The organism is Ectothiorhodospira variabilis (genome assembly GCF_022227625.1).
Lineage (GTDB): Bacteria > Pseudomonadota > Gammaproteobacteria > Ectothiorhodospirales > Ectothiorhodospiraceae > Ectothiorhodospira > Ectothiorhodospira haloalkaliphila.
This window is the reverse complement of record NZ_JAJNAO010000012.1, coordinates 1-17,665: the sequence shown is the minus strand read 5'-3', so window position 1 is coordinate 17,665 and position 17,665 is coordinate 1. Positions and strand designations below refer to the sequence as shown.

General features: G+C 62.1%; 17 protein-coding genes and 1 tRNA gene. 14 read left to right on the top strand and 4 right to left on the bottom strand.

The annotated features are described in order from the left end of the window. Positions 1-633 carry a lytic transglycosylase domain-containing protein gene (locus LPW30_RS11915; RefSeq protein ID WP_029762677.1) on the bottom strand — a complete coding sequence of 211 codons (633 nt, stop codon included), beginning with the start codon at positions 631-633 and terminating at the stop codon, positions 1-3. Positions 634-689: 56 nt separating this feature from the next. Between LPW30_RS11915 and LPW30_RS11910 the strand changes: the two genes are divergently transcribed. From LPW30_RS11910 to LPW30_RS11875, 8 genes are all read left to right on the top strand, one after another. Further along, on the top strand, positions 690-1,685 hold the full coding sequence (locus tag LPW30_RS11910; protein ID WP_239680958.1) for a biotin--[acetyl-CoA-carboxylase] ligase: 996 nt from the start codon (positions 690-692) through the stop codon (positions 1,683-1,685). Then, positions 1,682-2,437 carry a type III pantothenate kinase gene (locus LPW30_RS11905; protein WP_025282803.1) on the top strand — a complete coding sequence of 252 codons (756 nt, stop codon included), beginning with the start codon at positions 1,682-1,684 and terminating at the stop codon, positions 2,435-2,437. Before LPW30_RS11910 ends, LPW30_RS11905 begins: the two co-directional genes overlap by 4 nt. Then, a complete protein-coding gene (locus tag LPW30_RS11900; RefSeq protein ID WP_239680957.1) occupies positions 2,437-3,078 on the top strand; it encodes an SPOR domain-containing protein in 642 nt (213 codons plus the stop codon). Before LPW30_RS11905 ends, LPW30_RS11900 begins: the two co-directional genes overlap by 1 nt. 73 nt (positions 3,079-3,151) lie before the next feature. After that, a tRNA-Thr gene (locus LPW30_RS11895) sits at positions 3,152-3,227 on the top strand. Between the two features lie 360 nt (positions 3,228-3,587). Further along, on the top strand, positions 3,588-5,135 hold the full coding sequence (locus LPW30_RS11890) for a TIGR03013 family XrtA/PEP-CTERM system glycosyltransferase (protein WP_239680956.1): 1,548 nt from the start codon (positions 3,588-3,590) through the stop codon (positions 5,133-5,135). 30 nt (positions 5,136-5,165) lie between these two features. Next, positions 5,166-7,382: an XrtA/PEP-CTERM system histidine kinase PrsK gene (gene prsK / locus LPW30_RS11885; protein WP_239680955.1), complete on the top strand. Its 2,217-nt coding sequence runs from the start codon at positions 5,166-5,168 to the stop codon at positions 7,380-7,382. A 12-nt stretch (positions 7,383-7,394) separates the two neighbouring features. Next, positions 7,395-8,765, top strand: a complete 1,371-nt coding sequence (prsR, locus tag LPW30_RS11880) for a PEP-CTERM-box response regulator transcription factor (protein ID WP_025282799.1) — start codon at positions 7,395-7,397, stop codon at positions 8,763-8,765. 174 nt (positions 8,766-8,939) lie between these two features. Continuing rightward, positions 8,940-10,502, top strand: a complete 1,563-nt coding sequence (locus LPW30_RS11875) for an ATP-binding protein (RefSeq protein ID WP_239680954.1) — start codon at positions 8,940-8,942, stop codon at positions 10,500-10,502. Between the two features lie 306 nt (positions 10,503-10,808). Here the strand turns inward: LPW30_RS11875 and LPW30_RS11870 are convergent, their stop codons facing one another. Continuing rightward, the gene (locus LPW30_RS11870; RefSeq protein ID WP_169738295.1) at positions 10,809-10,976 is read right to left on the bottom strand and encodes a hypothetical protein; all 168 of its coding nucleotides are present in this window, start codon (positions 10,974-10,976) and stop codon (positions 10,809-10,811) included. A gap of 20 nt (positions 10,977-10,996) precedes the next feature. On the opposite strand from LPW30_RS11870, the gene LPW30_RS11865 reads away from it, so the two are divergent. The 4 genes from LPW30_RS11865 to LPW30_RS11850 all read left to right on the top strand — a co-directional run bounded on the left by LPW30_RS11865 (position 10,997) and on the right by LPW30_RS11850 (position 15,685). After that, positions 10,997-11,305 (top strand): type II toxin-antitoxin system RelE family toxin, encoded by a 309-nt coding sequence (locus LPW30_RS11865; RefSeq protein WP_238625948.1) that lies wholly within the window; start codon positions 10,997-10,999, stop codon positions 11,303-11,305. After that, the gene (locus LPW30_RS11860) at positions 11,302-11,712 is read left to right on the top strand and encodes a helix-turn-helix domain-containing protein (RefSeq protein WP_238625947.1); all 411 of its coding nucleotides are present in this window, start codon (positions 11,302-11,304) and stop codon (positions 11,710-11,712) included. The genes LPW30_RS11865 and LPW30_RS11860 overlap by 4 nt, the downstream gene beginning before the upstream one ends. 432 nt (positions 11,713-12,144) lie before the next feature. Beyond that, positions 12,145-13,710, top strand: a complete 1,566-nt coding sequence (locus LPW30_RS11855; protein WP_239680953.1) for an ATP-binding protein — start codon at positions 12,145-12,147, stop codon at positions 13,708-13,710. Between the two features lie 406 nt (positions 13,711-14,116). Then, on the top strand, positions 14,117-15,685 hold the full coding sequence (locus LPW30_RS11850) for an ATP-binding protein (protein WP_239680952.1): 1,569 nt from the start codon (positions 14,117-14,119) through the stop codon (positions 15,683-15,685). 235 nt (positions 15,686-15,920) lie between these two features. Here LPW30_RS11850 and LPW30_RS11845 read toward each other — a convergent pair whose 3' ends face one another. Then, the gene (locus LPW30_RS11845; protein WP_239680951.1) at positions 15,921-16,415 is read right to left on the bottom strand and encodes an RpnC/YadD family protein; all 495 of its coding nucleotides are present in this window, start codon (positions 16,413-16,415) and stop codon (positions 15,921-15,923) included. 165 nt (positions 16,416-16,580) lie between these two features. Here LPW30_RS11845 and LPW30_RS11840 point away from each other — a divergent pair, with 165 nt between their 5' ends. Further along, positions 16,581-16,847 carry a type II toxin-antitoxin system RelB/DinJ family antitoxin gene (locus LPW30_RS11840; RefSeq protein ID WP_025282793.1) on the top strand — a complete coding sequence of 89 codons (267 nt, stop codon included), beginning with the start codon at positions 16,581-16,583 and terminating at the stop codon, positions 16,845-16,847. Next, the gene (locus tag LPW30_RS11835) at positions 16,834-17,115 is read left to right on the top strand and encodes a type II toxin-antitoxin system YafQ family toxin (RefSeq protein WP_238626109.1); all 282 of its coding nucleotides are present in this window, start codon (positions 16,834-16,836) and stop codon (positions 17,113-17,115) included. The genes LPW30_RS11840 and LPW30_RS11835 overlap by 14 nt, the downstream gene beginning before the upstream one ends. A gap of 4 nt (positions 17,116-17,119) precedes the next feature. On the opposite strand, the gene LPW30_RS11830 is transcribed toward LPW30_RS11835, so the two are convergent. Next, complete coding sequence (locus LPW30_RS11830; protein WP_025282791.1) at positions 17,120-17,344, bottom strand: hypothetical protein; 225 nt, start codon at positions 17,342-17,344, stop codon at positions 17,120-17,122. Positions 17,345-17,665 lie beyond the last annotated feature (321 nt).

Here is a 17,665-nt window from a genome sequence, read left to right as displayed (position 1 = left end):
CTAAGGTCTGCCTCCCAGCAATCGGAACTCATTGAACACCCGCTCGATATAGCCCTGGGTCTCCCTGAAGGGCGGCACGCCGCCGTGGCGTTCCACTGCGCCCGGCCCGGCGTTGTAGGCGGCCAGTGCCAGGGTGAGATCGCCGTCGAAGCGATCCAGCATGCGGGCGAAGTAGGTGACGCCACCGCGGATGTTCTGCCGGGGATCGAAGGAATTATCCACACCCACCTCCCGGGCCGTGCCGGGCATCAGTTGCATCAGCCCCTCGGCACCCACCCGGGAGACCGCGAATCGGTCAAAACAGGATTCCACCGTGATGATGGCCCGGATCAACTCCTGATCCACCCGGTGATGCCGGGCATAGTGCATCACCCAACCCATCTGGTCGGCTGCCCTTTCATCCAGCATGGCCCGGGTCAGGCCCTGGCAGGCGTGCTGGGCGGTGGGTCGTCCATAACGGCGCACAAAGGTGTAATCCGGCCCCATGTCTCGCTGGTCGGTGAACATCGGGACGCCATCGCGACCCTCGTGCATATAGATGTCCGCCATCGACACACCGGGCACCCAGATCAGCAACATCACCAGGGCGAGGCCGGTGAGTGACATTCCGATGGCGAAGCGGTGCGGCTGCATTGTGTTTACGTCCCCCTGCAAGGATCATAGGGATACACCCAAGATACACGCAACGCATGCCTCAGGCCTCGCCCCCCGACCATCGCCCGATTTTCCCGGACGGTTTGCTCACCGCCCTGGCTTGCGGCCACCAAACCACCCCCCGGGCACTGGCCCAGGACCTGGGTGTGACCGAGGACGTCATCAGCCAGGGCCTGGATAAGCTGCGCGATCTGGGGCTGGCCCTCCATGAGGACAACGCGGGCAGCATCCAGCTGCGCACGCCCCTGGACCTGCTGGATGAACCGGGCATCCGGGCCGGCTTTGACAACCCTCGAACCGTCCCACCCATCCATGTGCTGGAGCAGGTGGACTCCACCAGTGCCTGGCTGGACCGGGCCCGCCAACGAGGTGCTCGTGGCCCAATGGTCTGCTGCGCCGAGCTTCAGACTGCCGGTCGCGGACGTCGCGGTCGACAGTGGCTGATGCCCCCGGGGGCCGGGCTGGCCCTGTCTCTGCTGTGGGATACATCCCACTGGCCGGGACCGCAACCCACGGTGACCCTGGCCACCGGTGCCACCCTGGTGCAATGCCTCGAAGACCTGGGGGCCCGTGGTCTGGGTCTGAAATGGCCCAACGACATTCAGGTGAATGGGGTCAAGCTGGGCGGCATCCTGGTGGAAGGGCGTCTGAACCGGGATGGGGCCGGGGCCCTGATCCTGGGGGTGGGGCTGAACCTGCGTCTGCCTCCCGGTCTGCCCATCGATCAGCCCTATGGGGATCTGCGCGAGTCCGGCCTTGATCCCCTGCCGACCCGCAGCTGGCTGGCGGGGCGCCTGCTGCAGGCCCTGATCGGAATGCTTGAGAGCTACCCGGAACCGGGATTCCAGGCCTGGCGGGAGCTTTGGCAGGGCCGTGACGTGTGCCTGGGGCGGGCTGTCACCGTCGCCGGGGATCCGGGGCTTGAAGGTATCGCTCAGGGCGTGGACGCCCGGGGCCGGCTGTGTGTCGAGACCACCAGCGGGCCCCAGTGGGTGGATGCCGGTGAGGTGAGCGTGCGGGTGGACCCATGAAGCTGTTGCTGGATGCGGGTAACTCCCGTCTCAAATGGGCGTGGTGGGCGCAGGGTGCCGTGCGTGAACAGGGGGCCCTGGCCCATGATGGTGCCACCAGGACCCCATGGCCCGGATTCCTCTCGTCCCTGGAGCTACGGAAAGCCCGGCATCCGCCAACGCAGATCCTGTGCGTGGAGGTGCTTGGCAATGGGTTTCGAGAGGCTTTGCAAGCATGGGCAGGCGACCGAGGTTGGCCCGCCCCACGCTTCATGAGCGACGACCCGGCGCTGCATGGCATCATCAGCGACTACCACGACCCCTCCCGCCTGGGGCTGGATCGCTACGCCGCCATGGCCGGCGCACGGGCCCTGGGCCATGAATCGGCGGTGATCATCGATTGCGGCACGGCGGTGACCCTGGATCTTCTGAGTAAGGGCGGACATCATCGCGGCGGTTTGATCCTCCCCGGCCTGGGCCTGATGCGCCGCAGTCTTGGCGTTGCCCCCGGGGTGTCGGGCGTCGAGCAGGGCCGGGCTGACCGCATCCCCGCGTCGTGCACCGCCGATGCTGTGGCCACCGGCACCTTGATGGGGCTGGTGGCGGCCATCGATCGGTTGTCCTCCAGTCTGGGCTCGCACGTCCCGGGAGCCATCCCCCGCCTCATCACCGGCGGCGACGCCCCCTCCCTGGCCCCTCACCTGACAGGCGACATCATCATGGTACCGGACCTCGTCTTCATGGGGCTGGCAGGGATGGGGGAGGGCGATTGATGCGCGCCCTGTTCGCCCTGCTGGTGTTGCTCAACCTGGGATACCTCGGGTTCGTCCTGTGGCAGGATGCGCCGCCCTCCCCATCGGCGCTGACGTCGCCCGTCTCCATTGAGCGGCCCGGTGTGCCCCTGCTGCAGCGCCTGGGAGAGGAGCAGCCCCCGCCGCCGGGCAGTCAGGTGCAGTCCGGTACATGGGGGTGTTTCAGTCTGGGGCCCTTCGACGATGACCTGGCCGCTCGCCAGGCCCTGCTGGCCTGGGAGGCTGCCGGGGCTCAGGGGTTGATCCGTACCGCGGAGGCTTCACGACCGGCATCCTATTGGGTGATCCTGCCCCCGGAAAACGGCCTGCAGGGCGCCGAGGCTGCCCGGGAGCGATTGAATGATGAAGGCGTCGGGGATCATTACATCATCACCGAGGGAGAGCATGAGCACGGCCTGTCCCTGGGGTTGTTCTCGTCCCCGGAGCGGGCACAGCGCCGGCAGGAGCAGATCCGGGCGCTGGGTCTGGCACCGACGGTGATTACCCGATACCGCGACCGCACGGTTCACTGGGTGGACCTGGAGATGCACCGGGCCCTGGATGCCGACGAGCGCCCGACGGTTGAGCCAGGCCTGCAATGGCGGGCCCGAGCCTGCCCATAGCCGTCGACAGCACACCGGGTGCCGATTGCGGACCCCGGGGGGCTGGTCTAAGATATCGCCTTCCGCAACAAACGCCGGAGTAGCTCAGCTGGTAGAGCAGGGCACTTGTAATGCCAAGGTCGTAGGTTCGACTCCTATCTCCGGCACCAACGCAATGCACTCAGCAAGGGGCGGCACGTTCGTGGTCGCCCCTTGTCGTTGTGTGCCTCGGGCATCGACGGCGACGTGCCGCCAAGGGGTGAAGTATGGCTGTACTTCGCCGCTCACCACCCTTAATACCTCCATTTGTTACTGAAGCCTCTCATCCGGGGGTGGCATTGTAAAAAAAAGCGTCTAGACTTTTTTTAAGCCTTGCAAAGTGTGACCGCCATCACATAACCTTCGTGAAAAGGATCAAGAATAGAGGGACGTTCATGTTCAGGAACGTCGGTCTTGAGACCGTGCCGTTGGACCTCGGGTGATGTCCGTGCCGGCCGGTCACTCACCCAAGCAAGAGAGGTTTGGGTAATATGGGAAATCCAGCAGAAAATCGGTTGTTCTCCGTAGTGGAAACGGCTGACGCCATTCAGGAAAAGCAGCGCGCGCCGGATAAGCGCACGCCGCCGCCACCCCCCAGACTGGTCAGGCCAGGCGAGACCAAACGACGCCCCGTCCGGGTTCGTCATAGCCACTTCCATATCTTCGGGCGAGAGCTCTCCACCCCATTTCTCCTACTGGCCGCCGTGGAAGTGCTGGTTCTGGCACTGGCCTTCCTGGGGGCCACCCAGATGAATCTCCCCGCCGCGCTGGCCTTCACGGGGCAGGCAAGCACCCTGCAGATGTCGCTGTTCGTGGTGATCGGCATGGTGGGCATGGTCAGTATGGGGCTCTACCGGCGCGGTTTCCGTGGTGGTGCCACCGCTATCGTATTGCGCATCCTGGCGGCCGGGACCTTGGCCATCGTCATGATGTCCATGCTGTTCTACGTGTTCCCCCCGCTCATGATCTCGCCAACCACCATGGCCGTGGCCCTGGGGCTGGCGGTGCCGGGTATCCTGGTCACCCGTTTCGGCATGCTCAAGGTGCTTTCCCACGAGGCCTTCAAGCGCCGGGTGCTGGTGCTGGGGGCCGGCGACACCGCCAGCCTGTTCCAGCGACTGCGCCGCAAGTCCGACCAGGTGGCGTTCACCGTAGTGGGCTTTGTTCCGGGGCAGGGGGACTCGTCCAAGGTGGAGGCCGATAGCCTTGTGGACATGGATGAATCCCTCACCGACTTCACCCGTCGTCATCATATCGATGATGTGGTCATCGCCTACGATGATCCTCGCGGTGGCTTCCCCACCGACGAGCTGATGCACTGCAAGATGCACGGCGTGAACGTGCTGGATGTGGCGGACTTCTTCGAACGTGAGGCCGGGCTGCTCAAGCTTGACATCCTGCGGCCTTCCAGCATGATCTTTGGCCGCGGTTTCCGACAGTGCATCTATCGGGATTATGCCAAGCGCGTGCTGGACCTGGTCAGCAGCCTGGGCCTGCTGGCCATCACCTGGCCCTTCATGGTGTTCTGTGCCATCGCCATCTTCATCGAGAGCAAGGGGCAGGGGTCGGTCATCTTCAAACAGGTACGCACCGGCCAGCATGGCCAGCCGTTCACCCTGTTCAAGTTTCGCAGCATGATCATGGACGCGGAAAAGGACGGCAAGGCCATATGGGCCCAGCAGAAAGACCCGCGCGTGACCCGCTTCGGCCAATTCATGCGCAAGACCCGCCTGGATGAACTGCCGCAGTTGTTCAACGTGATCCGTGGCGACATGAGCTTCGTCGGGCCACGTCCGGAGCGCCCGGAGTTCGTGGAAACCCTGGGTGCCAAGCTGCCCTATTATCATCACCGCCACTGGGTGAAGCCGGGTCTCACTGGCTGGGCACAGATCCATTATCCCTATGGCGCCTCCGAGAAGGATGCCTTTGAAAAGCTCAAGTACGACCTGTACTACGTGAAGAATCAGAGCATGGCGCTGGACATCCTCACCATTGTGCAAACGGTCGAGGTGGTCCTGTGGGGAAGAGGGTCCCGATAGGGGGTTGAGCCTGGCCGTACCCCAATGGACTTGACCTTCCCCCTAGGCCTAGCCAGCTACAGCATCGCCGCAGGCGCCTTCGTCATCCTGCTGGCGGTGCTGGCCATCGGCTGGCAGCGGCGCCTGCAAGGCACGTTGCTGATGGTCGCCGTTGCCCTGAGTATTCTCTGGGGCGCCACCCTGGCCCTCAACGCCGCCCATGGGCAGATCATAGGCACCCAGATGGTCCTGCTGGCCGAGCTGGCCCGGGACGCCGGCTGGATCGCCTTCCTCTGGGGGCTGCTCTGGCAAGCGCGCCACCTGCAACTGGCCCGCTCCGGCGAAGGCCTGGCAACGCCCACACAAACCCCGCGCCGTGCTGGCCCCTCAGCCGAGCCGGAACACGACCCCGCCCACCTGCCGGGCAGCGTGGCCGTTTCCGGTGGCCTGGGCAAGCCCCTGGTCGCCCTGGGCGTGGGTTCCTTGGTGCTGCTCCTCACCCTGGCGGTCTATCTGGGAGTGCAGCCCTTGCTGCCCCAGGCCTGGGTGCGCAGCGACATCATCCTGGGCGGCAAGTTGCTGCTGGTGCTCATCGTGCTCCTGCTGGTGGAGCAGATCTTCCGCAACACCTCCACCGAGGGCCGGTGGGCCATCAAGTACCTGTGTCTGGGCCTGGGGGGGGTGTATGGATTCGACTTCTACATGTACGCCGAGGCCCTGTTGTTCCGCCAGGTGTATGCCGGCCTGTGGGAGGCCCGGGGATTCGTGAATGCCCTGGTGGTGCCGCTGATCGCCGTCTCTGCCGCCCGCAACCCCCAGTGGTCGCTGGATGTGTATGTCTCGCGGGGGATGGTCTTCCACACCGCGACGCTGCTGGGAGCCGGCATCTATCTGTTGCTCATGGCCGCCGCTGGCTATTACCTGCGGGTGTTCGGCGGCGACTGGGGTACCGTGTTCCAGGCGGTATTCCTGTTCGCGGCCCTGATGGGCCTGGCTGTGTTCGTGATCTCCGGGCGCTTTCGGGCCCAGTTCCGGGTGTTTGTCAGCAAGCATTTTTTCAACTACAAATACGACTATCGCGAGGAGTGGCTACGTTTCATTCAGACACTGGCCGACGGTCACCGCCAGGAAGGGTTGCCGGTGCGGGTGATTCATGCCCTGGGGGACATCGTCGACAGCCCGGCCGGTCAGTTGTGGATGCGCAGCGGTGGCCGCCATTTTGCCCAGGTGGCCCAGCGCAACATGATTGAGCCCGCTCAGACCAGCGAGCCTCGGGATGGCCCGCTGGCCGCCTATCTTCTGGAGACCGGCTGGGTGCTGGATATCCAGGAGGCGCGGCAGTACCCGGAGCGTTACCCCGGACTGGAACTGCCTGACTGGCTGGCCGAAAGCGAACGCTCCTGGCTGCTGGTGCCGCTCAAGCAGGACTTGGAACTGCTGGGCTTCGTGCTTCTGGCCCCCTCCCGGGCCCGGCGCATCATCAACTGGGAAGACCGCGACCTGCTCAAGACCGCTGGCCTGCAGGCCGCCAGCCACCTGGCTCAGATGGAGGCCCTGCAGGCCTTGTCCGAGGCGCGGCAGTTCGAGGCCTTCAATCGCCTGTCGGCCTACGTGGTGCACGACCTGAAAAACATCATCGCCCAGCTCAACCTGGTCGTGAGCAATGCACGAAAGCATGGCGACAACCCGGAATTCCTCAAGGACGCCATCGGCACAGTGGAAAATGCCGTATCCCGCATGAACAAACTCATGCTTCAGCTGCGCAGTGGCGACCCGGGCCGCGAGGCCAGACCTGTCAATCTGGCCGACCTGGCCACCCAGGCCGTCAACGATGCACAGGGGCGTGCACCCGAGCCGGAACTGGAGCACAATGGTGGGGATTGTCCCGTGCTGGCGGATCCCGAGAGGTTACGCTCCGTGCTCAACCACCTCATCCAGAACGCTCAGGAGGCCACCCCCGACAACGGCAGGGTGAGCCTCTCCCTCTGGCAGGACACCCGCCAGGCTTATCTGGATGTGATGGATACCGGCACCGGCATGACCCCGGAATTCATCCGCGAGCGCCTGTTCCGCCCCTTCGATACCACCAAGGGCCTTACCGGCATGGGTATCGGGGCCTTCGAAAGCCGCGAATTCATCCGCGCCCTGGGGGGGGATCTGGAAGTGTGGAGCGAAACGGGCAAGGGGTCACGATTCCGGGTCAGTATTCCGTTGGCCCAACAACAAACAACCCCTCTCCCGCTTGAGAATGACACCACCAGCCAGTGAGGCACCCAAACCTTGACCGGAAGCACCCAACAAAAACCGACCCTACTCCTGGTGGAGGACGACCCCGGCCTGCTCAGCCAGCTGCGCTGGTGCTTCAGCGACTTTGAAGTTCTTACTGCCAAAGACCGCGACGAAGCCATTACCCAGCTACGCCGCGGCGAACCCCAGGTGGTCACCCTCGACCTGGGCCTGCCCCCCGACCCCGGCGGCGCCACCGAAGGTCTGGCCACCCTGGAGCAGATCCTGGCCCTGGCCCCCAACACCAAAGTGATCGTCGTCACCGGCAACAACGACCGTGACAACGCCGTCAAGGCCGTGGCCCTGGGCGCCTACGATTTCTACCAAAAGCCTGTGGACGCCGATATTCTCGACCTCATCGTGCAGCGCGCCCATCGCCTGTACGAACTGGAAGCCGAGAACCGCCGACTGGCCGATCATCGCTCGGCCGAACCCCTGCCGGGCCTGATCGCCAGCAGCCCCGAGATGCTCAAGGTATGCCGTACGGTGGAAAAAGTGGCCCCCACCGATGCCACCACCCTGTTGCTCGGCGACAGCGGCACCGGCAAGGAAGTCATCGCTCGCGCCCTCCACGATTTGAGCCCCCGCAGCAAGGAGGCCTTCGTCGCCATCAACTGCGCCGCCATCCCGGAAAACCTCCTGGAAAGTGAGTTGTTCGGCTACGAAAAGGGCGCCTTCACCGGCGCCAACAAACAGACCAAGGGCAAGATCGAATACGCCAGCGGCGGCACCCTGTTCCTGGACGAGGTGGGCGACCTGCCCATGGCCCTGCAGGCCAAACTGCTGCGCTTCTTGCAGGAACGGGTGATCGACCGCATTGGTGGTCGCGAAGGCATTCCGGTGGACGTGCGCGTGGTGTGCGCCACCCACCAGGACCTCTCCGGCCTGATCGCCGAAGACGCCTTTCGGGAAGACCTGTTCTATCGCATCAGCGAGATCACCATCGCCATCCCACCCCTCAAGGATCGCACCGGCGACGCCCACGTACTGGCCCGCCTGCTCCTCAAGCGTTTCGCCGACCAGCAGGGTCGCCCCATCAAGGGCTTCGCCCCGGACGCCGTCCAGGCCATCGAACATCACACCTGGCCCGGCAACGTACGCGAGATGGAAAACCGCATCAAGCGTGCTGTCATCATGGCCGACGCCAACCAGGTCACCGCCGAGGATCTGGAACTCTCCCCCGAGGGCGAAGATCCCATGATGCTCAACCTGCGCCAGGTCCGCGACGAAGCCGAAGGCCGCGCCGTGCGCCGTGCAATGCAGATGGTGGATGGCAATATCTCACGGGCAGCGGAGTTGCTGGGGGTGAGCCGGCCGACTTTGTATGATTTGATGAAGAAGCACGAGATGGGTCGGGAGGGGTAGACTCCCCGGGGCCTTTCCATTTCGGGGCAGCGGTTCCCAAGTGTAAGGTGCTTTGTGGGAGCGGCCCTCGACCGCGAAGGGCGCAGACTGCATGCACACCCTGTTCGCTTACCACCGGCAAAGCGATAGACTGACCATCGTGTCATGGCCCTTGCTCTCCCCAGGAATTCCCCGATGACCACCCCATTGTCCCGCCGCAAGCTCCCCGTTGGCGTTCAAGGCTTCGCCAAGATTCGCACGGGTGGGTACTACTATGTGGACAAGACGCCCTGGCTGCATCAGCTCACCCAGGAGGGTGGTTATTTCTTTCTCTCCCGCCCCCGTCGCTTTGGCAAGAGCCTGCTGCTGGACACCCTCAAGGAGCTCTTCGAGGCCAACGAGCCCCTGTTCCAAGGCCTGTATATTCATGAGCGATGGGACTGGCAGAGAAAGCATCCCGTCATCCAGTTGAGCTTTGGCGATGGGGTCATGGAGAGCCGTGCCGCTCTGGATGAACGGATTCAGGAAATGCTTCGGGAGCGGGCCAGCCGTCTTGAGGTCTGTCTGAAAAATGACAGCATCGCCGGGCGCTTTGGAGAACTGATCCGTCGCACCCATGAACACCATGGCGAGCGGGTGGTGGTGCTCATCGATGAATACGACAAACCCATCCTGGACAACATCACCGATGGGGAGACTGCCCGGGCGCTGCGGGAGGGCTTGAAGAACCTCTATTCCGTGCTCAAGGATGCCGACCCTCACCTGCGGTTCTGCCTGCTCACGGGTGTCTCCAAGTTCAGCAAGGTGAGCCTTTTCTCGGGCCTGAACAACCTGCGCGATATCACCCTCTCCCGTGATTACGGGGCTATCTGCGGCTACACGGACCAGGATTTGGACACCGTCTTTGCACCGGAACTGCCCGGGCTGGATCGCCAGCAGATCAAGGATTGGTACAACGGCTACCGCTGGGGGGATGGACGCCAACCGTCGGTTTACAACCCGTTTGATGTGCTGCTGCTGTTCCAGGAGCGTGAATTCCGCCCCTACTGGTTCGAGAGCGCCACCCCCAGCTTTCTGGTCAAGCTGCTGGCCGAGCGGGGCCTGTATACCCCCCGTCTGGAATCCATGGAAACCGAAGCCAGCCTGCTGGGACGGTTCGACGTGGACGACATCGCCACCGAGGCGTTGCTGTTCCAGACCGGCTATCTCACCGTGCATAAGGTGGAACAGCCCATCACCGGCTACTGGCTGTATACCCTGGGCTATCCCAACCGGGAAGTGGAATCCAGCCTCAACCAGGCCCTGCTGCCGGCCCTGGGCCTGCCGCGTTCAGGCCGGGAAACCCTCACCCTGTTCCGCGCCCTGCAGGCCCACGACCTCAAGGCCCTGGAGGCGCACCTGAAGGCCTTGTACGCCAGCCTCCCTCACGACTGGTACCGCAACAATCCCATCGCCCAATACGAGGGCCGCTATGCCAGTGTGTTTTACAGCCACCTGGCGGCCCTGGGGCTTTTGATCCGGGTGGAAGACGCCACTCACACCGGGCGGGTGGACATGGCCGTGGATTTCAATGGCCACATCTACCTGTTCGAGTTCAAGGTGGTGGAACAACTCCCTGAGGGCAGGGCGCTACAGCAGCTCAAGGACAAGGGCTACGCGGACAAGTACCTGGGGCAGGGCAAGGCCATTCACTTGATCGGCGTGGAGTTTTCCAGTCAGCGCCGGCAGATTGTGGCCTTTGATGTGGAAAGCCTTTGATGGCGTGCGCCATGTTTGCGCGGAGCCTGGCCGAACTCCTCCCTGGCGTTACCCTGCCGACAGATTGAACTGATTCACAGTTTCACTGATTGGAGTTGTCACTTTTCCAGAATTGTGGAAAATCTTTCCTGTCGCCATTGAAGGCAGTCAAGGATGAAAGGCGGTCAATCATGGAAGGACCAGCGGATGGATCATTCCCGCGCGATACCGGCCCCGCCACATGGACTGTGGCGGGGCCTTCCCATTTTGGGCAGCGATCCCCAAAAACCTGGGGTGTCTGTCTCTTACCCTGACTTACCCCGCACTTCAGTGAGGCTGATCTGATCGTAGGGCCTTCACCTCGTCCAGGGGCAGGCCTGTGGTCTGGGCGATCTGCTGGTCTTCGAGCAGTCCCAACTTGAGCAGGTTGATGGCTGCCAAACGCTGGCCTTTCTGCAAGCCGATTTCCTCGCCTTCCTGCCGCCCCTTCTGCACTCGTCCAGGAGTTCCTCTTGGTGAACTGGCACGGGTTTGCGGAACGCAAACCCGTGTGTAAACTTTCCAGCATGCTTGAGGTCATCTACAAGAAGGCTGCAGGTAAGGGCCTGGCGAAGATGCCCAAGCCGCAGCGGACTAAAATGGAGGCCGAAATACGCGCCGTAGCGGCGACTCCGGCTGACTATTTGGGCGACTGGAAGCCGCTGGTCGGTTCACCTTACTGGCGGCTGCGAGTTGGTCAGTACCGGGCCATTTGCCAAGTGAACGACCGGGAACTGGTGCTGTTGGTGATTGATATTGGTCCTCGAGGAGGGATCTACAAATGAGTTTTCAAGCGCAGATCATCGAACGAGATGGAAAGCCGGAATACGCGGTGGTGCCAATCGATCAGTATCGTCGCTTGCTGGCATTAGCCGAGGATATGGAGGACGTGCGCGCCGCGGATGAGGCCATGCGCGAGTTGGAGGATGGGCGGGACGAGTTGGTACCCGCTGAGGTTGTCAGCCGCCTGGTGAACGGTGAGGCGCATCCGCTGCGTGTGTGGCGGGAGCACCGTGGGTTGTCCCAGGCAGTGCTGGCGGAGCAGGCAGGCATCGGAAAGTCCTACCTGTCACAGATTGAGGCTGGCAAGAGGGGAGGGTCGGCGAAGGTCTTACGGGCACTAGCCCAGGCTTTGGCGGTGGATGTGGAGGACCTGTTGCCTTCTGAATATTCCTGCAAAGGTGAGGTGTAGGGGGTTGACATCCTGAGAAATGACGCCTCGCAGAGCCCTAGCCGCAGTGTGCCATGCCCCCCCCCAGTTTGGCCGATCTCCTCCTTGGAGGTAACCTGCTGATAGCTTGAACTGATTCACATCTTCAAAGGCTGAAGTTGTCACCTTTCCAGAGCTGTGGAAAGTGCTTTGTGTCGCCATTGAAGACAGTCAGGGACGAAAGGCAGTTCATCACGGAAGGTCCAAAGGATGGAACATTGCCGCGCGACACCGGGCCCCGCCACACGGACTGTGGCGAGGCCTTTCCATTTGGGGTAGCGATTCTCAAGCGCCGTGTGGGAGCGGCCCTCGGCCGCGAAGGGCACAGGTCGCACACACCCTGTTCGCTTACCACCGGCAAAGCGATAGACTGAACATCGTGTCATGGCCCTTGCTCTCCCCAGGAATTCCCCGATGACCACCCCATTGTCCCGTCGCAAGCTCCCCGTTGGCGTCCAGGGCTTCGCCAAGATTCGCACGGGTGGGTACTACTATGTGGACAAGACCCCCTGGCTGCATCAGCTCACCCAGGAGGGTGGTTATTTCTTTCTCTCCCGCCCCCGTCGCTTTGGCAAGAGCCTGCTGCTGGACACCCTCAAAGAGCTCTTCGAGGCCAACGAGCCCCTGTTCCAAGGCCTGTATATTCATGAGCGATGGGACTGGCAGAGAAAGCATCCTGTCATTCGGCTGAGCTTTGGCGATGGGGTCATGGACAGCCGCGAAGCCCTGGACGCCCGCATCCGTCACCTGCTGCGGCTCAACCGGGAGAGGCTGGGGGTCGAGGAGAGCGGTGCCCCGGACATCTCCGGGGAATTTTCCGACCTGATTCGCCTGGCGCACGGGCTGCATGGCGAGCGGGTGGTGGTGCTCATCGATGAATACGACAAACCCATCCTGGACAACATCACCGATGGGGAAACTGCCCGGGCGCTGCGGGAAGGCCTGAAAAACCTCTATTCCGTGCTCAAGGATGCCGATCCTCACTTGAGGTTCTGCCTGCTCACGGGCGTCTCCAAGTTCAGCAAGGTGAGCCTGTTTTCGGGCCTGAACAACCTGCGCGATATCACCCTCTCCCGTGATTACGGGGCCATCTGCGGCTACACCGACCAGGATGTGGACACCGTCTTTGCACCGGAACTGCCCGGGCTGGATCGCCAGCAGATCAAGGATTGGTACAACGGCTACCGCTGGGGGGATGGACGCCAACCGTCGGTTTACAACCCGTTTGATGTGCTGCTGCTGTTCCAGGAGCGTGAATTCCGCCCCTACTGGTTCGAGAGCGCCACCCCCAGCTTCCTGGTCAAACTGCTGGCAGAGCGGGGTCTGTATACCCCACGTCTGGAATCCATGGAGACCGAAGCCAGCCTGCTGGGGCGTTTCGACGTGGACGACATCGCCACCGAGGCGTTGCTGTTCCAGACCGGCTACCTCACCGTCCACAAGGTGGAACAGCCCATCACCGGCTACTGGCTGTATACCCTGGGCTATCCCAACCGGGAAGTGGAATCCAGCCTCAACCAGGCCCTGCTACCGGCCCTGGGTTTGCCACGCTCCGGCCGGGAAACCCTCACCCTGTTCCGCGCCCTGCAGGCCCACGACCTCAAGGCCCTGGAGGCCCACCTGAAGGCCTTGTATGCCAGCCTCCCTCACGACTGGTACCGCAACAATCCCATCGCCCAATACGAGGGCCACTATGCCAGTGTGTTTTACAGCCACCTGGCGGCCCTGGGGCTTCTGATCCGGGTGGAAGACTCGAGCCACATGGGTCGGGTGGACATGGCGGTGGACTTCAATGGCCACACCTACCTGTTCGAGTTCAAGGTGGTGGAACAGCTCCCTGAGGGCAGGGCGCTACAGCAACTCAAGGACAAGGGCTACGCGGACAAGTACCTGGGGCAAGGCAAGGCCATTCACCTGATTGGTGTGGAGTTTTCCAGCCAGCAGCGGCAGATCGTGGCCTTTGATGTGGAAAGCCTTTGATGGCGTGCGCCATGTTTGTCCTGAGCCTGGCCGAGAGCACCGTGGCGGTAGCCCGTCGATAGCTTGAACTGATTCACATTTTCGGCGATTCGAGTTGTAACCTTTCCAAGACTGTGGACAATACGTCGCGTCGCCATTGAAGGCAGTCAGGGACGAAAGGCAGTTCATCATGGAAGGTCCATCGGATGGATCATTGCCGCGCGACACCAGACCCCGCCACATGGAGTTGTGGCGGGGTCTTCCCTTATTGCGGCAGCGATCTCCAAGGCAAGCAAGATTCAGTCTGGGCGTGGCCCTCGGTCTGGAAGCGCAGCGGCCCCATCGACACCCAGTTCGCTAAACACTGACAAAGCGATAGACTGGACGCCAGGTGATATGGCCCTTGCCGTCCCCAGGAACTCGCTCGATGACCAGCCCACTGTCCCGCCGCAAGCTTCCCGTTGGCATCCAAGGCTTCGCCAAGATTCGCACGGGTGGGTACTACTATGTGGACAAGACCCCCTGGCTGCATCAGCTCACCCAGGAGGGTGGTTATTTCTTTCTCTCCCGCCCCCGTCGCTTTGGCAAGAGCCTGCTGCTGGACACCCTCAAGGAGCTCTTCGAGGCCAACGAGCCCCTGTTCCAAGGCCTGTATATTCATGAGCGATGGGACTGGCAGAGAAAGCATCCCGTCATCCGGTTGAGCTTTGGCGATGGGGTCATGGACAGCCGCGAAGCCCTGGACGCCCGCATCCGTCACCTGCTGCGGCTCAACCGGGAGAGACTGGGGGTCGAGGAGAGCGGCGCCCCGGACATCTCCGGGGAATTTTCCGACCTGATTCGCCTGGCACACGGGCTGCATGGCGATCGGGTGGTGGTGCTCATCGATGAATACGACAAACCCATCCTGGACAACATCACCGACGGGGAGACTGCCCGGGCGCTGCGGGAGGGCTTGAAGAACCTCTATTCCGTGCTCAAGGATGCCGATCCCCACCTGCGGTTCTGCCTGCTCACCGGGGTGTCCAAGTTCAGCAAGGTGAGCCTGTTCTCGGGGCTGAATAACCTCAACGACATCACCCTGGACAAACCCTACGCCCCCATCTGCGGCTATACCGACGAAGACCTGGACACCGTCTTCGCCCCGGAGCTGCCCGGGCTGGATCGCCAGCAGATCAAGGATTGGTACAACGGTTATCGGTGGGGAGATGAGACCACGCCAGCGGTCTACAACCCCTTCGATGTCCTGCTGTTCTTCCAAAAACGTGAATTCCGCCCCTACTGGTTCGAGAGCGCCACCCCCAGCTTTCTGGTCAAGCTGCTGGCCGAGCGGGGTCTGTATACCCCACGTCTGGAATCCATGGAGACCGAAGCCAGCCTGCTGGGGCGTTTCGACGTGGACGACATCGCCACCGAGGCGTTGCTGTTCCAGACCGGCTATCTCACCGTGCATAAGGTGGAACAGCCCATCACCGGCTACTGGCTGTATACCCTGGGCTATCCCAACCGGGAAGTGGAATCCAGCCTCAACCAGGCCCTGCTGCCGGCCCTGGGCCTGCCGCGTTCAGGCCGGGAAACCCTCACCCTGTTCCGCGCCCTGCAGGCCCACGACCTCAAGGCCCTGGAGGCGCACCTGAAGGCCTTGTACGCCAGCCTCCCTCACGACTGGTACCGCAACAATCCCATCGCCCAATACGAGGGCCACTATGCCAGTGTGTTTTACAGCCACCTGGCGGCCCTGGGGCTTCTGATCCGGGTGGAAGACTCCACCCACATGGGCCGGGTGGACATGGCGGTGGACTTCAATGGCCACATCTACCTGTTCGAGTTCAAGGTGGTGGAACAGCTCCCTGAGGGCAGGGCGCTACAGCAACTCAAGGACAAGGGCTACGCGGACAAGTACCTGGGGCAGGGCAAGGCCATTCACCTGGTCGGCGTGGAGTTTTCCAGCCAGCAGCGGCAGATCGTGGCCTTTGATGTGGAAAGCTTGAACTGATTCACATTTTCAGTGATTGGAGTTGTCACCCTTCTAAAAGTGTGGACAATGAGGTTCGTCGCCATTGAAGGTGGTCAGGGATGAAAGGCAGTCAATCACGGAAGGCCCAGTGGATGGATCATTGCCGCGCGACACGTGGCCCCGCCACATGGACTGTGGCGGGGTCTTTCCGTTTTGGGGCGGCGATCTCCAGAAGCCTGGGGTATCTGTCTCTTACCCTGACTGACTCCACCCCTCAGTGAGGCTGATCCGATCGCAGGGCCTTCACCTCATCCAGGGGCAGGCCTGTGGTCTGGGCGATCTGATCGTCATCGAGTAGGCCTAGCGCAAGCAGGTTGATGGCTGTTTCACGGGCATTTTCCTGCCGGCCCCTCTGCTCGCCCTTCTGCCGCTCCTTTTCCGCCCAAGTCTGAAGATTTTCCGCCAGCATCGCATTGTCCTCCACCAAACTGTTGACCTGTTCCAGGGCTTTCTCTGCCTCGGCGCCCAGTCGCTTGAGGTGACGCTTGAGCCAGCGGGTAATCACCTCGTCCAGGCGCGCCTTCTCCGGGTGTGCCCGGATGCGCGCCGCCAGGTGCTGCACGGCCTCCTGCAAGGCATCCGCATCCTTTGACGCCTTCTCCACCTCGAAAATCCCGCTGAGCGGCGTATCCCGCTGTGCCAGCTCCTCCTCACTGAAGGCTGACTCGTTCACCAGATAGTAGCGCAGGTGGGGCTGATACACCCGCATGAAGCCGGCGGCTCCGGCCGTTTCATCCGATAGATGTCCTCTCGCGCCGTCCACCGCTTCGAGCCGTTGTACAGCACCACCGGGAAGTAAGGTGAATTCTTGCGATGATAGCCTTATTATGTAGTCTTAATGCGACTACATAATAATCTCCTCGGAGAATTGCCGATGAAAACCGCTGATACCTACGTCCGTGCTCGCATCGATACTCGGACCAAGGAACGCGCCGCTGATGCACTAGAGGCAATGGGGTTGTCCGTTTCGGACGCTATTCGTTTGCTGATGTTGCGCATAGCTGATGAGCGCCGTTTGCCCTTCGATGTGAAGGTGCCCAACTCCACGACGAAGAAGGCCATTACCGAACTGGAAGCTGGGAAAGGCAAGAAGTTCACCAGCGTGGACGATCTGATGGCGGATTTGCATGAGGACGATTGATCGTTCATCCGCTTTCAAGCGCGACTACAAGCGAGAGGCCAAAGGCAGGCACCGGACCATGCTGGACGATGAGCTCAAACCGGTGTTGATCGCACTGGCGACCGATCAGGCTTTAGATGTTCGCTACCGTGATCATGACCTTTCGGGTGATTGGGCAGGCTACCGGGAATGCCACATCAAGCCTGATCTGCTGCTGATTTACCGCAAATCTGACCCCAACACCCTCCGATTGGCACGGCTCGGCTCGCACAGCAAACTTTTCGGCTGATCGATCACAAACAGAACTCATTCGCCAGTGCATGCACCTCCTTCAGAGTGATCCCCAGATACCGCATTGTCGGCGCCGGACTGCGGGGCAAGGGTGCCCGTCCCCTTCCTTGGCCGCAAAAGTCCATCATGGCTGCCACCTCCGGTGGCGCAAAGCCCTCGATGAGCTGGCGAACCAGTTCCGGGTAACTGAACAGTTCCTTGTAGCCCGTGTCGTGATGGTTGCTCATGGGGCGTCCTGGCAGGAGATCGGGCCACTGTGTGCCATATTTGCCCCGAGCCTGGCCGATCCCCGACTGTGGCGATAACCTGCCGGTAGGTTGAACTGATTCACAGTTTCAATGATTGGAGTTGTCACCTTTCCAGGATTGTGGAAAATGCCTTGTGTCGCCATTGAAGGCAGTCAGGGATGAAAGGCAGTTCATCACGGAAGGCCCAGTGGATGGATCATTGCCGCGCGACACCAGACCCCGCCACATGGAGTGTGGTGGGGTCTTTCCTTTTGGGGCGCGATCCGCATCGCCTGGGGTGGCTGTTTCTTACCCTCTGAT